The organism is Streptomyces vilmorinianum, assembly GCF_005517195.1.
In the GTDB taxonomy this organism is placed as follows: domain Bacteria; phylum Actinomycetota; class Actinomycetes; order Streptomycetales; family Streptomycetaceae; genus Streptomyces; species Streptomyces vilmorinianum.
On record NZ_CP040244.1, the window covers coordinates 266,954 to 281,760 of the forward strand.

The 14,807-nt window shown below is 72.3% G+C and carries 13 protein-coding genes; 9 read left to right on the forward strand and 4 right to left on the reverse strand.

Annotated elements, in window-relative coordinates; genetic code table 11:
- Window positions 1–13: 13 nt before the first annotated feature.
- From FDM97_RS01360 to FDM97_RS01385, 6 genes are all read left to right on the forward strand, one after another.
- Complete coding sequence (locus FDM97_RS01360) at window positions 14–862, forward strand: tryptophan 2,3-dioxygenase family protein (RefSeq protein WP_137988442.1); 849 nt, start codon at window positions 14–16, stop codon at window positions 860–862.
- Window positions 855–2,072 (forward strand): kynureninase, encoded by a 1,218-nt coding sequence (gene kynU, locus FDM97_RS01365; RefSeq protein WP_137988443.1) that lies wholly within the window; start codon window positions 855–857, stop codon window positions 2,070–2,072. Before FDM97_RS01360 ends, kynU begins: the two co-directional genes overlap by 8 nt.
- Window positions 2,073–2,180: 108 nt before the next feature.
- Window positions 2,181–3,056: an alpha/beta hydrolase gene (locus FDM97_RS01370; RefSeq protein WP_137988444.1), complete on the forward strand. Its 876-nt coding sequence runs from the start codon at window positions 2,181–2,183 to the stop codon at window positions 3,054–3,056.
- 55 nt (window positions 3,057–3,111) lie between these two features.
- On the forward strand, window positions 3,112–4,509 hold the full coding sequence (locus FDM97_RS01375) for a sensor histidine kinase (protein ID WP_137988445.1): 1,398 nt from the start codon (window positions 3,112–3,114) through the stop codon (window positions 4,507–4,509).
- The gene (locus FDM97_RS01380; protein ID WP_137988446.1) at window positions 4,506–5,165 is read left to right on the forward strand and encodes a response regulator; all 660 of its coding nucleotides are present in this window, start codon (window positions 4,506–4,508) and stop codon (window positions 5,163–5,165) included. Before FDM97_RS01375 ends, FDM97_RS01380 begins: the two co-directional genes overlap by 4 nt.
- A gap of 17 nt (window positions 5,166–5,182) precedes the next feature.
- A complete protein-coding gene (locus tag FDM97_RS01385) occupies window positions 5,183–6,382 on the forward strand; it encodes a cytochrome P450 (protein ID WP_137988447.1) in 1,200 nt (399 codons plus the stop codon).
- A gap of 105 nt (window positions 6,383–6,487) precedes the next feature.
- Here the strand turns inward: FDM97_RS01385 and FDM97_RS01390 are convergent, their stop codons facing one another.
- Together FDM97_RS01390 and FDM97_RS01395 are read right to left on the reverse strand one after the other, a co-directional pair.
- Entirely contained in the window at window positions 6,488–8,071 is a 1,584-nt protein-coding gene (locus FDM97_RS01390; protein WP_137988448.1) for an ABC transporter permease, read from the reverse strand.
- Window positions 8,068–8,991: an ABC transporter ATP-binding protein gene (locus FDM97_RS01395; protein WP_137988449.1), complete on the reverse strand. Its 924-nt coding sequence runs from the start codon at window positions 8,989–8,991 to the stop codon at window positions 8,068–8,070. Before FDM97_RS01395 ends, FDM97_RS01390 begins: the two co-directional genes overlap by 4 nt.
- A gap of 84 nt (window positions 8,992–9,075) precedes the next feature.
- Here FDM97_RS01395 and FDM97_RS01400 point away from each other — a divergent pair, with 84 nt between their 5' ends.
- Entirely contained in the window at window positions 9,076–9,582 is a 507-nt protein-coding gene (locus FDM97_RS01400; RefSeq protein ID WP_137988450.1) for a GbsR/MarR family transcriptional regulator, read from the forward strand.
- 39 nt (window positions 9,583–9,621) lie between these two features.
- Here the strand turns inward: FDM97_RS01400 and FDM97_RS01405 are convergent, their stop codons facing one another.
- Window positions 9,622–10,434, reverse strand: coding sequence for a diacylglycerol kinase family protein (locus tag FDM97_RS01405; protein WP_137988451.1), 813 nt, complete (start codon window positions 10,432–10,434; stop codon window positions 9,622–9,624).
- 142 nt (window positions 10,435–10,576) lie between these two features.
- Here FDM97_RS01405 and FDM97_RS01410 point away from each other — a divergent pair, with 142 nt between their 5' ends.
- Together FDM97_RS01410 and FDM97_RS01415 are read left to right on the forward strand one after the other, a co-directional pair.
- Window positions 10,577–11,860 (forward strand): adenylosuccinate synthase, encoded by a 1,284-nt coding sequence (locus FDM97_RS01410; protein ID WP_137988452.1) that lies wholly within the window; start codon window positions 10,577–10,579, stop codon window positions 11,858–11,860.
- Between the two features lie 198 nt (window positions 11,861–12,058).
- Entirely contained in the window at window positions 12,059–12,934 is an 876-nt protein-coding gene (locus tag FDM97_RS01415; RefSeq protein WP_137988453.1) for a GNAT family N-acetyltransferase, read from the forward strand.
- Here FDM97_RS01415 and FDM97_RS01420 read toward each other — a convergent pair.
- Window positions 12,931–14,793: a serine/threonine-protein kinase gene (locus FDM97_RS01420; protein WP_175439001.1), complete on the reverse strand. Its 1,863-nt coding sequence runs from the start codon at window positions 14,791–14,793 to the stop codon at window positions 12,931–12,933. The genes FDM97_RS01415 and FDM97_RS01420 overlap by 4 nt on opposite strands.
- Window positions 14,794–14,807 lie beyond the last annotated feature (14 nt).

Sequence of the window (14,807 nt, forward strand, 5' to 3'; positions counted from 1 at the left end):
CGAGGAGACAGCAATGTCCACCTTCCCCGATGCCTCTGGAGCCGGTTCGGTCGATGACCCGAACCTCGACTTCGCGGGCACGACGCCGTACGAGGACTATGTCCAGGCGGACGTCCTCACCCACCTCCAGCACCTGCGCTCCGACGACCCGGGCGAGATGGTCTTCCTGGTCACCACCCAGGTCATGGAGCTGTGGTTCACCGTCATCGTCCACGAGTGGGAGACCGCGAGCCGCGCGCTGCGCGAGGACCGCGTCCCGGTGGCGATGGACGCGCTCAAGCGCTCCGTGCGCGAGCTGGAGGCGCTGAACCACTCCTGGCGGCCACTGGCCCAGCTCACCCCGGCGCAGTTCAACTCCTACCGCGCGGCCCTCGGCGAGGGCTCCGGCTTCCAGTCGGCGATGTACCGGCGGATGGAGTTCCTGCTCGGCGAGAAGTCCGCGTCGATGCTGGTGCCGCACCGCGGCGCGCCCCGCGTCCACGCCGAGCTGGAGAAGGCGCTGCAGGAGCCGAGCATGTACGACGAGGTGCTCAGGCTGCTCGCCCGGCGCGGGCTGCCCGTGCCCGAGGCCGTGCTCGCGCGCGACCTGGCGAAGAAGTACGAGCCGTCGCCCGAGATCGAGGAGATCTGGGCCGGCATCTACGCCGACCCCGACCAGAACGGCGAGCTCGTCCGCCTCGGCGAGGCGCTCAGCGATGTCGCCGAGCTGATCTGGCGCTGGCGCAACGACCACCTCGTCGCCACCCGGCGGGCCATGGGCTCCAAGACCGGCACCGGCGGCTCGGCGGGCGTGGCCTGGCTGGAGAAGCGCGCGCAGAAGAACGTGTTCCCCGAGCTGTGGACGGCGCGCAGCCATGTCTGACGTACTGCGCGAGAACGCGCTGCGGCTCGACACCGAGGACCAGCTGGGCAAGCTGCGCGAGAAGTTCGCCCTCGACGACGCGACCGTCTACCTGGACGGGAACTCGCTGGGCGCGCTGCCCGCGCACGTCCCCGCCCGCATGGCCGACGTCATCACCCGCGAGTGGGGGCAGCTGCGCATCCGCTCCTGGGACGAGTCCGGCTGGTGGACCGCCCCCGAGCGGATCGGCGACCGGATCGCCCCGCTCGTCGGCGCCGCCCCGGGGCAGATCGTGGTCGGCGACTCGACCAGCGTGAACGTCTTCAAGGCGGTCGTGGCGGCGGCCCGGCTGAGCTCGGACGACCGGGACGAGATCCTCGTCGACGCGACGACCTTTCCCACGGACGGGTACATCGCGCAGTCCGCGGCACGGATGACCGGCCACCGGCTCGTCCCGGTCGCGCCCGCCGACGTACCGGCCGCGGTCGGACCGCGCACGGCCGCCGCACTGGTCAACCATGTCGACTACCGCACCGGCCGCCTCCACGACCTGCCCGGCATCACCGCCGCGGTCCGGGACGCGGGCGCGCTCGCCGTCTGGGACCTGTGCCACAGCGCGGGCGCCCTGCCGGTCGGCCTGGACGGGAACGGGGTCGACCTGGCCGTCGGCTGTACGTACAAGTACCTGAACGGCGGCCCCGGTTCGCCCGCGTACCTGTACGTCGCCGAGCGCCACCAGGCCGCCTTCGACTCGCCGCTGCCCGGCTGGAACTCGCACGCCGACCCGTTCGGGATGACCCCCGGGTACGAGGCGGCGGCGGGCGCGCTCCGCGGCCGCGTCGGCACGCCCGACATCCTCTCCATGCTGGCGCTCGAAGCGGCGCTGGACGTCTGGGACGGCGTCGGCATCGAGGACGTGCGGGCCAAGTCCCTCGCCCTGACGGACTTCTTCCTGGAGTGCGTCCGGGCGTACGTGCCCGAGGGCCGGGTGGAGTCGCTGACACCCGAGGCGCACGGCGAGCGCGGCAGCCAGGTGGCGCTGCGCTGCGACGAGGCGCCCAAGGTGATGGCCGAGCTGATCGCGCGCGGTGTCGTGGGCGATCTGCGCAGGCCGGACGTGCTGCGCTTCGGCTTCACCCCGCTGTACGTCGGTTTCGCCGACGCGGAGCGGGCGGCGCGGGTCCTGGCCGACGTGCTGGGCGACGTGCTGGGCGACGCGCCGGGCTCGTAGGCCGTAGGCCGTAGGTCGGATGATCGCGTGATCTGTGGGGGCGTCAGTCCTGGTACGGTCCCCGCAGGTCAGGCCAATTCGGCCCCGTCCCCGAGAGGTTGGAACAGCATGCCGGACCCCGCCGCGCGCGACGCCGCCGAAGAAGCGTCGGCCTTCTCGCACCCGGCCGTAGCCCCGGACGCGACCGCCGCGTACGGCGAACACCCCGACCAGGTCGTCGACTTCTACGCTCCGCGCGACGGCCGGCAGCGGGCCCCGCTCGTCGTCGCGCTGCACGGCGGCGCCTGGCGGGCGCCGTACGACCGACAGCACCTGACCCCTTTCGTGGACTTTCTGGCCCGCCGGGGTTTCGCCGTCGCCAACGTCGAGTACCGGCGCGGCAGCAGCATCCCCCGGCAGGGCGGTACCGCCCCCGTCGCCGGCCGCTGGCCCGAGACCTTCGACGACGTGGCCGCCGCCCTCGACGCCGTACCGCGGCTGGCCGCCGAGCATCTGCCGCAGGCCGATCCGCGCCGGATCGTGCTCACCGGCCACTCCGCGGGCGGCCACCTCGCCCTGTGGGCCGCCGCCCGCCACGTCCTGGCCCCCGACGCACCCGCGTCCTGGCGGCTCCCCGCCCCACCGCCGCTGCGCGGGGTGGTGGCACTGGCCCCCATCGCGCACTTCGACCGGTCGGTCGAGCTCGGGGTGTGCGGCGACGCGGTGACACAACTCCTCGGCGGCGAAGGCGAGTTCGACGTCCGCGCCCGGCACGCCGACCCCGCCCTGCTGCTGCCGACCGGGATCGCCACCACCGTCGTCCAGGGCCGGGACGACATCGTCGTCCCCCAGGCCGTCGCCGACGCCTATGTCGAGGCGGCCGCCAAGGCGGGCGAGACGGTCGGATTCACGCTCCTCCAGGACGTGGGCCACTTCCCCCTGATCGACCCGGCGGCGGACGCGTGCGCGGTGGTCGCGGAGGAGATCGCCCAGCTCGCCTTCTGAATCCGACAGGGTTTGGCGCGTAGTACTTGGGACGGACGCGGGAGGATCCATATTCATGGTGACGACCGCGTCCGCCCGCCCCCGTACGGTGGCTGACGTGACCGAGACCCGTGAAACGAGCCGCAGCCCCGAGTTCCGCCTGGCCCAGAGCGCGCTCGGCGGGCTGCGCCAGGACCTGTTCCACAACGCCTTCGCCTACCGGCCGCTGCCACCCATGGCGGTGGACGGGCCGATCACCCGGCGTCTTCCGGAGCGGATACGCGCCAACGCCGGGTGGACCCCGCACGCGGTGGTCGCGGTCTGCGCCTTCTTCGTCTTCCTGATAGGCGCCGCGGCCGCCGAGGGCGCCGCCCCTCCGCTGCTTGCGGTGTACGCCTTCACGCCCGCCGTGATCGTGCTGCTGACCCTCGTGCGCCCGGTGCTCGCCTTCTGGGCGTCGCTGGCCTCCACCCCGTTCCTGGGCTTCCTCGGCAGCGCCGGCGACGGCTGGCCCTGGTCGCCGGCCGGCTTCGTCGCGCACCTCGTCGTCCTGACGGTGGTCGCCGCCCGTACCCGGCCGCGCACGGGCGGCTGGATGTGGCTGCTGACCGGCGGGTACGCGGTCTTCGCCGAGGTCTTCCTGGGCATCGGCTACACCACCGACGCCCCGCCGCTCCTCTTCTGCGCCGCGCTCGCGCTGCTCGTCGTGACCGTCGTCCAGGTCCGCCGGGAGGCGAAGCAGGAGGTCACCGCCCAGCAGACCGTCACCGCGCAGGAGCGCTCCCGGCGCACCCTGCTCGAAGAGCGCACCACCATCGCCCGCGAGCTGCACGACGTCGTCGCCCACCACATGTCCGTGGTCGCCATCCAGGCCGAGGCCGCGCCCTACCGGGTCGAGAACCCGCCGCCCGAGCTGGAGCAGGCCTTCGCCACCATCCGCGAGAACGCGGTCGCGGCGCTGACCGAGCTGCGCCGCGTCCTCGGAGTCGTACGCGCGGAGGACTACGAGGCCCCCGACGCCCCGCAGCCCACCCTCGCCGACCTCGACGGGCTCGTCGCCAACGTCCGCGAGGCCGGGCTCGACGTCGAGAAGACGGTGACCGGCTCGGTGCGGGAGCTTCCGCAGGGCGTCGAGCTCTCCGCGTACCGGATCGTCCAGGAGGCGCTGAGCAACGTTCTGCGGCACGCGCCGGGCGCCGGGGCGAAGGTGGAGGTCAGTTACGTCCTCGGCGGCCTGGGCCTGCGGATCGTCAACGGCCCCGCCCGCGGCCTGGTCAAGCCCGCCCGTCACCCGGCCACCACCCCTCAAGGAGGGCTTCGCCCGCCCCCTCCGATGGGGGCAGGGCACGGCATCACCGGCATGCGCGAGCGGGTGACCATGCTGAACGGCGAGATGACCGCCGAGCCGACCGAGGACGGCGGCTACGAGGTGACCGCGTTCGTGCCCGTGGCGCGCGAGGAGGCCGAGCAGTGATCAAGGTACTGATCGTCGACGACCAGATGATGGTCCGCGAGGGCTTCTCGGTGCTGCTCGGCGCGATGCCGGACATCGAGGTCGTCGGCGAGGCCGTCAACGGGCGCGAGGCGATCGCCCAGGTCGCCGCCCTGCGCCCGGACGTGGTCCTGATGGACATCCGGATGCCGGAGCTGAACGGCATCGAGGCGACCCGCGAGATCGTGGCCGCGGACGCGGACGCGAAGGTGCTGGTCCTGACGACCTTCGACCTGGACGAGTACGTGTACCAGGCGCTGCGCGCCGGGGCCTCGGGATTTCTGCTGAAGGACGCGTCCGCGCGGCAGCTGGCCGACGGCGTACGGGTCGTGGCGGCCGGCGAGGCGCTGCTCGCGCCGACCGTGACGAAGCGGCTGATCACCGAGTTCGCGAAGGCGGCCGAGACGCCGAGGCCGCCGGCGCTGTCGCGGATCGGGGAGCTGACCGAGCGGGAGACGGAGGTCCTCGTGCTGATCGCGCAGGGCCTGTCGAACGCGGAGATCGCCGACCATCTCGTGGTGGCCGAGTCGACGATCAAGACGCATGTGAGCCGGATCCTGGTGAAGCTGGGGCTGCGGGACCGGACGCAGGCGGCGGTGTTCGCGTACGAGGCGGGACTGGTGCGGGCCGGCGGGTAGGCCGGTAGCGTCCAGCCATGGACGCTTCCTTCGACCCGTGGTCGCCCGAGTTCGTCGCCGACCCGTACCCCGCCTACGCCGAGCTGCGGGCGGCCGGCCGCGCGCACTGGTACGGGCGTACGCGCCAGTGGCTGATCCCGCACTACGAGGACGTGTCGGCGCTGCTGCGGGACCGGCGCCTCGGCCGTACGTACACGCACCGCTTCACGCACGAGGAGTTCGGGCGGGAGGCGCCGCCCGCGGCGCACGAGCCGTTCCACACCCTCAACGACCATGGTCTGCTCGACCTGGAGGCGGCCGACCACACCCGTATCCGGCGGCTGGTGTCGAAGGCGTTCACGCCGAGGACCGTGGAGAACCTGGCGCCGACGGTACGGCGGCTCGCGACGGAGCTCGTCGGCGGCCTGGTCGAGCGCGGCGGCGGGGACCTCCTCGCCGACGTCGCCGAGCCCCTGCCGGTCGCCGTCATCGCCGAGATGCTGGGCATTCCGGAGGAGGACGAGGAGCGGCGGATGCTGCGGCCCTGGTCGGCCGACATCTGCGGGATGTTCGAACTGAAGCCCTCGGAGGAGACGGCGCGGCGGGCGGTGCGCGCGTCGATCGAGTTCTCGGACTACCTCCGGGAGCTGATCGAGCGGCGGCGGAAGGAGCCGGGCGACGACCTGATCTCGGGGCTGATCGCGGCGCACGACGAAAGCGATCGGCTCACCGAGCAGGAGATGATCTCCACCTGTGTGCTGCTGCTGAACGCGGGGCACGAGGCGACGGTGAACACGACGGTCAACGGATGGTGGACGCTGCTGCGCGAGGGCGTCCGTCCGGATCCCGAAAAGTTGTCCACAGCTGTGGAAGAGCTGCTGCGTTACGACACTCCGCTGCAGATGTTCGAGCGCTGGGTCCTCGACGACATCGAGGTCGGTGGTGTGGTGATCCCGCGCGGCTCGGAGGTGGCCCTCCTGTTCGGCTCGGCCAACCGCGACCCGGCGCGCTTCGGGCCGACCGCCGACGTGCTCGACCTCACCCGGGCCGACAACCCCCACATCACCTTCGGCGCGGGCATCCACTACTGCCTGGGCGCACCGCTGGCCCGCCTCGAACTGACGGCGGTCTCCGGGGAGTTGCTGCGCCAGGCGCCGGGGCTGCGGCTGGCGGCGGAGCCGCGGTGGAAGCCGGGGTACGTGATCAGGGGCGTGCACGAGCTGCTCGTGGAGGTGTGACCCCCATGGCGAAGGGCCCCCGGGAAACCGGGGGCCCTTCGTTTCAGGCCGTCAGCCGTCGGGCCGTCAGCCGTCGGGCCGTCGGGCCGTCGGGCCGTCGGGCCGTCAGGCCGTCACGACGTCCCGGCGGCGCAGGCCCGTCAGGCCCGCGGCCACCAGGGCCGCCGCGAGGGCGGTCAGGGCCAGGACCGGGGTCCAGGCCATGTCCTGGCCGGGCAGCTTCGGCAGGTGGCCGAAGGGCGAGAGGTTCAGGACCGACTGGGGCAGGTTCAGGGCCGGTCCGATCCAGCCGATGACCAGGCTGACCCCGGCCGCCGCCCATCCGCCCACCGCGGCCTTGGGGAAGGCGCCGTGGAACAGGACCGCGATCCCCGCGAGGGTCCAGATCGCGGGCAGCTGGACCAGCGAGGCGCCCAGGACCGGGCCGAGGTCCTTGCCGTACGTCAGGTACAGGCCGAGCCCGGCGAGCAGCATGATCAGCGCCGCGCCCGCGAAGGCGATCACCAGGTGACCGGCCGCCCAGCGGACCCGGCCGACGGCGTTGGCCAGGATCGGCTCCGCCCGCCCCGAAGTCTCCTCGCCGTGCAGCCGCAGCACCGACCCCACCGCGTACAGGGCCGCGATCATCCCGAACATCCCGACCATCGCGGCGAGGAACGCGCTCTCCAGGCGGGCCTGGCCGCCCATCCGCTCGAAGATCTCCCTCGCCTGCTCGTTGTCACCGACGATGTCCGCGGCTCCGGCGGCCATCCCGCCGAACGCGATCCCGGCGACCAGGAAGCCGATCGACCAGCCGAGCAGTCCGCCGCGCTGCAGCCGCCATGCCAGGGCGGCCGCCGTCCCGAGGCGCCCTTCGGCCGGGCCCGGCCGGGTCGCCAGGAAGCTCATGCCGACATCGCGACGGCTCGTCAGCTCGTAGGCGATGCCCGCCTGTACGAGGACGGCGGCGCCGATCACGAGCAGCACCCACCAGCGCTCGTCGGCGTACGGGCGTACGTTCTCGGCCCAGCCGATCGGGGAGAGCCAGGTCAGGACCGAGCTGCCGTCGGAGGTCCCCGCGTCACCGGCGGCCCGCAGCAGGAACGCGGTGCCGAGGACGGCCGCCGCGAGGCCCTTCGCGAGCCGCGCGCTCTCGGTGAGCTGGGCGACGATCGCCGCCATGGTGGCGAAGAGCATGCCGGTTCCGCCGACCGCGAGGCCGAGGGCGAGCGCCCCGTCCGCTCCCTGGCCGGCGAGTCCGGCCGTGATGATCAGGGCGACGAGGGTGTTGGCGATCAGGGCGGTGAGGAGGGCGGCGGTCAGCGGCGCCCGGCGCCCCACCACGGCGGAGGAGAGCAACTCCTGGCGGCCCGTCTCCTCCTCCTCACGGGTGTGCCGGACGACGATGATCAGGCTCATCACGGCGGCGAGGGTGGCGCAGAAGACCCCGAACCGCCAGGCCACGAGTCCGCCGACCGAGTCGTCGAAGACCGGTCCGTACAGCGCCCGCAGGGAGCTGTTGCCGCTCATCGCGCCGGCGATCCGGGCGCGGGCGGCGGGGGTGTCGTACAGGGTCTGGATCGAGCCGACGCCGCTGGCGACCATGCCACCGACGACGACGGCCCAGATCGGCATCATGACCCGGTCGCGGCGCAGCGCGAGCCGTGTGAGGGAGCCGGTCCCGGTCAGGGGGACGGTGAGCGTGCTCATCGCGCCGCCACCTCGTCGGTGTCGTCGGTGTAGTGCCGGAGGAAAAGCTCCTCGAGCGTGGGAGGCGTGCTGGTCAGGGACCGGACGCCGGACTCGGTCAGGGACCGCAGCACCGCGTCGAGCTTGTCGGTGTCGACCTGGAGCCGGACCCGGCGCCCTTGGCCCCCCTCGATTGTCTGAAGGGCCAGGTCGTGGACGCCCGGGAGGTGGGCGAGTCCGTTGGGCGCGCCGGCGAGTTCGGCGGTGACGCTCGTACGGGTCAGGTGGCGCAGGTCCGCGAGCGAGCCGGACTCGACCGTCTGCCCCTTGCGGATGATGCTGACCCGGTCGCAGAGGGTCTCGACCTCGCTGAGGATGTGCGACGAGAGCAGGATCGTGCGGCCGCGCTCGCGCGCCTCGGCGACGCAGCTCTGGAAGACGCCCTCCATCAGCGGGTCGAGGCCGCTGGTGGGCTCGTCGAGGATGAGGAGCTCGACGTCGGAGGCGAAGGCGGCGACGAGGGCGACCTTCTGCCGGTTGCCCTTGGAGTACGTCCGGCCCTTCTTCGTAGGGTCGAGCTCGAAGCGCTCGATCAGCTCGGCCCGCCGGGCCTTGTCGAGCCCTCCGCGGAGCCGCCCGTAGAGGTCGATGACCTCGCCGCCGGAGAGGTTGCGCCAGAGCGTCACGTCACCGGGGACGTACGCGATGTGGCGATGCAGCTCGACGGCGTCCTGCCAGGGGTCCTTGCCGAGGAGCTGCGCGGCGCCGGAGTCGCCCCGCAGCAGCCCGAGGAGCACCCGGATGGTCGTGGACTTCCCGGAGCCGTTGGGGCCGAGGAAGCCGTGGACCTCACCGGTCTCGACGGTGAGGTCGAGGCCGTCCAGCGCGTGTGTCCGCCCGAAGGACTTGTGGAGTCCGGCGACGGTGATTGCCTTCGTCATGTTTCAGAACGTACGCTTCTTTCAGAAACTTGTGAAGTTAAGGAAGCGTATAAAATCGTGGGCGTCCGAGGAACGAGGGAGACGATGTCCGACATGACGACCCCCATCGCAGGCGACGAAGAGGCGGTGTCCCGCTTCGTGGAGCGCTTCGCCGCCGAGCTCACCGAGGCCGGCATGCAGCGCATGGCCGCGCGGGTCTTCGCGGCGCTCCTGGCCTCCGAATCCGCCTCCGCGACCTCGGCCGAGCTCTCCGAACAGCTCAGGATCAGCCCGGCCGCCGTCTCCGGCGCCGTCCGCTACCTCTCCCAGGTCAGCATGGTCAGCCGCGAACGCGACCCGGGCTCGCGCCGCGACCGCTACGTCCTGCACAGCGAGGTCTGGTACGAGGCCTTCACCCGCCGCGACCAGATCCTCACCCGCTGGGAGAAGGTCCTGCGCGAAGGCGCGGAGCTCCTCGGCCCCGACACGGCGGCGGGCAGGCGCACGGCCGAGACGGCGGAGTTCTTCGAGTTCCTCCAGAAGGAGATGCTGGCCATGATGGACCGCTGGCGCGCGCAGAAGGCCGCCACGACCGCGCAGGACGCCTCCTAGCCTCCTCCAGCCCTTCCCCCTCCAGCCCCTTCCCCCCTCCTAGCCCTCCTTCTTCGGCAGCGTCAGCCCCCAGGCATCCGCCCGTACCGTCCACGTCCTGCGCCGGACCGGGCCCGTCACCACCGTGTCCGCGCGGTAGCGGAAGTCCGGGCCTGAGACCGTCAGGGTGCGCGCGTCCGTGTGGAAGGGGGGCGCGGACGGAGGATGGACCGTGACCTCGGCCACGCCGCCGAGGGACCGTACGCTCACCCCCTCCACCGGGGCGTCGATGTCGCTGAGCAGCACGCCGTCCGCCTCCACCCGGAGGCGGTGGGTGCGGATCGCGAGGTGCGCCGGGGCCGGCCGGACCAGCGTGCGGACCAGGGAGCGGCACGTGTCCCAGACCGAGGGCGGGGTCTCGGCGCTCACCACCGGGCCCTGGACCGCCGGGATGCGCAGATCGCCCAGGACGACCCCGTCGCTGTCGTCGACCAGCAGGTCGAGCTGCCGTACCACCCCGTCGAGCACCGCCCGCGCCGCCGTCACCGCGCTCTGCGGCACGCCGAGCGCGTGGGCGACTTCCAGACAGCCCGGGGCGCCGATCGGGACGAGGGCCAGCGCGCCGCCCGCGAGGTCACGCTCCCGGTACAGCAGCGTCACGGTCCGTAGCAGCGCACGGTCGTCGCCGACCACCACAGTGCGGCGGGAGCCCCGCCGGGCAAGGGCCCGGGAGAATTCCTCCGGGCTGTCCGGGAGGCAGATCTTCGCTTCTGCCCCCGCACACAACACATCTTTCGCGATCCGTACGGACTCGCCGTCACTTCGGCGGGCGACCGGGTCGATGACCACCAGCAGCTGGTCGTGAGCCGACACCTCGGTCCTTCCTCGGGTAGCATCTTTGTGCAAGAGCCCCTTGCGCTATTGCGCCAGGGGCTTCGTCTATTCCGGGGCACACCGGTGAGGCGGCCTCGGCCCCTGACCTTGGACATGCCCCACCCGGAAGGGGTGTACGCCTGTGCCCGCACTTGTGCTGCTCGGTGCTCAGTGGGGTGACGAGGGCAAGGGAAAGGCCACCGACCTCCTCGGTGGATCCGTTGACTATGTAGTGCGTTACCAGGGCGGCAACAACGCCGGCCACACCGTCGTCGTCGGCGACCAGAAGTACGCGCTGCATCTTCTCCCTTCCGGAATCCTCTCGCCGGGGTGTACCCCGGTGATCGGAAACGGTGTCGTCGTCGACCCGGCGGTCCTGCTCTCCGAGCTGAGCGGGCTGAACGAGCGAGGCGTCGACACGTCCAAGCTCCTCATCAGCGGTAACGCGCATCTCATTACGCCCTACAACGTCACCCTCGACAAGGTGACGGAACGGTTCCTCGGGAAGCGCAAGATCGGCACCACCGGCCGGGGCATCGGCCCGACCTACGCCGACAAGATCAACCGTGTCGGCATCCGGGTCCAGGACCTGTACGACGAGTCGATCCTGACCCAGAAGGTCGAGGCGGCGCTGGAGGGCAAGAACCAGCTGCTCGCCAAGCTCTACAACCGCCGCGCGATCGACGCCGCCCAGATCGTCGAGGAGATGCTCCAGTACGCGGAGCAGATCAAGCCCTTCGTCGCCGACACCACCCTGATCCTCAACAACGCGCTGGACGAGGACAAGGTCGTGCTCTTCGAGGGCGGCCAGGGCACGCTCCTGGACGTCGACCACGGCACGTACCCCTTCGTCACCTCCTCGAACCCGACCGCGGGCGGCGCCTGCACGGGTACGGGTGTCGGCCCGACGAAGATCAGCCGGGTCATCGGCATCCTCAAGGCGTACACGACCCGCGTCGGCGCCGGCCCGTTCCCGACCGAGCTCTTCGACAAGGACGGCGAGGACCTGCGCCGCATCGGCGGCGAGCGCGGTGTCACCACCGGCCGCGACCGCCGCTGCGGCTGGTTCGACGCGGTCATCGCCCGCTACGCGACCCGCGTCAACGGCCTGACCGACTTCTTCCTCACCAAGCTCGACGTGCTGACGGGCTGGGAGCAGATCCCGGTCTGTGTCGCGTACGAGATCGACGGCAAGCGCGTCGAGGAGCTCCCGTACTCGCAGACCGACTTCCACCACGCGAAGCCGGTCTACGAGATGCTGCCGGGCTGGTCCGAGGACATCACCAAGGCCAAGACCTTCGCCGACCTGCCGAAGAACGCGCAGGCGTACGTGAAGGCCCTGGAGGAGATGTCGGGCGCCCCGATCTCCGCGATCGGCGTCGGCCCCGGCCGGACCGAGACGATCGAGATCAACTCGTTCCTCTAGGGGAACCTGTCGTGCGCGTTCGTTCCGCGGGGCGGGACGGGTGGGCACGACGCCACGAGGGCGGCGCACGTTTCCTGTGCGCCGCCCTCGTGGGCATGCAGGCGGGGCCTGCGGTACTTCGTCACTTCGTCGCGTCGGCGCCTCGGCCGGTCGGAAACCAGGTGCGGGCGGTCGGCGCGGTGGTGTGTGATCGAGGGCATGGCGACTGTGTTGGGAAAGCCGGGAGTCGACGGGCTGAGCGAGGCTGTGGGCGTGCTGCGGGAGTGGCAGTACGACGGGGCGCCGATGCAACTGCATCCGGGGGACCTGGGATGGTTCTGGCGGTCAGGGGCGGAAGCGACCGCCGCGGCGGTCAGGACGTGGAGGCGGAACGGACGGATTCTCGCCGTCGGGCTGCTGGACGGCCCCGGGCTGTTGCGGCTGACGATCGCGCCGGACGCTCAGCGGGACGAGGAGCTGGCGCGGCAGTTGGTTCACGACGTGACCGAGCCGGAGCGCGGCGTGCTGCCCGAGGGGAAGGCGAGCATCGAGGCACCGATGGGTGCCCTGGTCCAGGATCTGCTCTTCGAGGCCGGCTGGAACGTCGACGAGCCGTGGACGCCGCTGCGCCGCGACCTCACGGAGCCGGTGCATGACCCGGGCGTGCGGATCGAGGTGGTCGGGCCGGAGCAGGCGCACGTGTTCGCCGCCGTGCTTCGGGCGGCGTTCGACGGGTCGAGGTTCACGGACGAGCGCTGGCACGCGATGGCGGCCGGATCGCCGTACGCCGACGCCCGGTGTCTCGTCGCGTACGACGACCGGGGCAACGCGGTGGCGGCGGTGACGGTGTGGTCGGCCGGTCCGGGCAGGCCCGGGCTCCTCGAACCGATGGGCGTGCACCGGGATCATCGCCGTCGCGGCTACGGCGAGGCGATCAGCGTCGCAGCGGCGGCCGCACTCCGGGAGCTGGGCTCGTCGAGTGCGATCGTGTGTACCCCGAGCTCCAATGTCGGCGCCGTCGCCACCTACGCGTCAGCCGGTTTCCGGCAACGCCCCGAGGTCCGGGACCAGTACCGGAACGCTGACACCCCCTAGTTGCGGTAGAACTCGCCCGGCTCCCCGTCGAGCATCGGGAAGACGAGGAGGCGCTCCTTGCCCTCGAAGCGGTCGATCACCAGATAGCCCGCGGTGCCGGCCTGTTCGCAGTCGCGGTCCGAGGAGGCCGGGTCGGGGCTCGTCGGGCCGATGACCAGCGGGGTGCCGGAGCCGGCGAGGAGCGCCGTGGAGGTGCAACTGACCGCGTCCCCGGTGAGGTTTCCCTCGTCGTCCTGGCGGGGGTAGCCGCTCACATAGCGGAAGACAGGGGCGCCGATCGGGCCCTGGGTGATCGTCACCTCGTCGATGTAGCGGTCGGCGTTCTCGCCGTAGACCAGAGGGTTGGGCCGGGTCCTCCAGACGCCGAGGAGCGCGGGAGGGACCACGGCCGTGCCGGTGCGCGCCTTGCGGAAGGTGGCCCTCGCCGCGCCCGAGGTCCACTCCAGGACGTCCGGGGAGCGCAGGGTGAGGGTCTGGTGGGCGGCGGCGGTGCACCGCTGGGCCGGGACGCTGGTGGTCACGTCGGACTCGCCGAGTACCACCTTGTCCTCGTCGGCGGAGACGAGCCGGGAGCGGCCCATGCACAGCCGCTGCTCGGTCACCTGGACGTAGACGGCGGCCTTGGCGCCCGCCGCGCCTTGCCCGAGCTCGATCCGCACGGTCTCGCGAGGGTGGTCGGCCGCGCCTTGCAGGACGCCCTCCCAGGCGCCGAGGAAGGCGGCCGGGAGGATCCCGGAGGGCCGGGCGGAGATCCCGTCGGTCTCACCGCGGGCCTTGTTCTTCTGGCCGTCGACACCGGAGCCCGGGTCCGGCCAGAAGGTGTACGTGAGGCCGGCGGCGGCCGCCACGACGAGGGCCGTGGCGGCCGCGATCAGGCTCGTGCGGCGGCGCTTCGGCTTCGGCGGCTTCGGAGCCGGTACGGGCGTGGGGTCGCCGCCCGCGGCGGCGGTGGCCGTCGCCCCGGACTCCGTCTCCGTTTCGAGTAGTTGGGCCGCGTGGCGGCCGAGGCGGGCCAGCACCTCCGCCGGGAGCCACGGGTCGGCGACCGTGATCGTCTCCACCAGCTCGGTCGCCGAGGGCCGGGCGGCCGGGTCCTTCCCGAGGCAGGCCCGTACCAGGCCGGCGAGTTCGGGCGGAAGGCCCGTCAGGTCGGGCTCGTCGTGCGCGATGCGGAACATCGTGGCGTGGACGCCGCTGTCCGCCGTGCCGAACGGTGAGCGGCCCGTCGCCGCGTACGCGAGGACCGAGCCGAGGCAGAAGATGTCCGAGGCCGGGGTCAGCTTCTCGCCGCGCACCTGCTCCGGGGACATGAAGCCGGGTGAGCCGACGACCGCGCCGGTACTGGTCAGTCCGCCGCCGTCGGCGATCGTGTCGACGGCACGGGCGATGCCGAAGTCGATGATCTGCGGGCCGTCGACGGTGAGCAGGACATTGGACGGCTTGAGGTCGCGGTGGACCAGCCCGGCGGCGTGCACATGGGTGAGCGCCCGCGCGAGCCCGGCCGCGAGCGCGCGTACGGTCGCGGGCGGCAGCGGCCCGAACTCCTCGCCCACCACGGTCCGCAGCGAAGGACCCGGTACGTAGCCGATGGCCACCCAGGGGGCCTCGGCCGCCGTGTCCGAGCCCAGCACCGGGGTCGTGCCCGTGCCGCCCACCCGCTCCAGGGCGGCGACCTCGCGGGCGAACCGGCGCCGGAACTCGTCCTGCGCCGCCAGCTCGGCGTGCACGATCTTCACCGCGACCGTCCGGCCGCCCGCGGAACGCGCCAGGAACACCCGGCCCATCCCACCGGCACCCAGCCGGCCGAGCAGACGGAACGGGCCGATGCTGACCGGGTCTTCCGCGTTCAATGGCTCCACGTCGAAAGAGCATG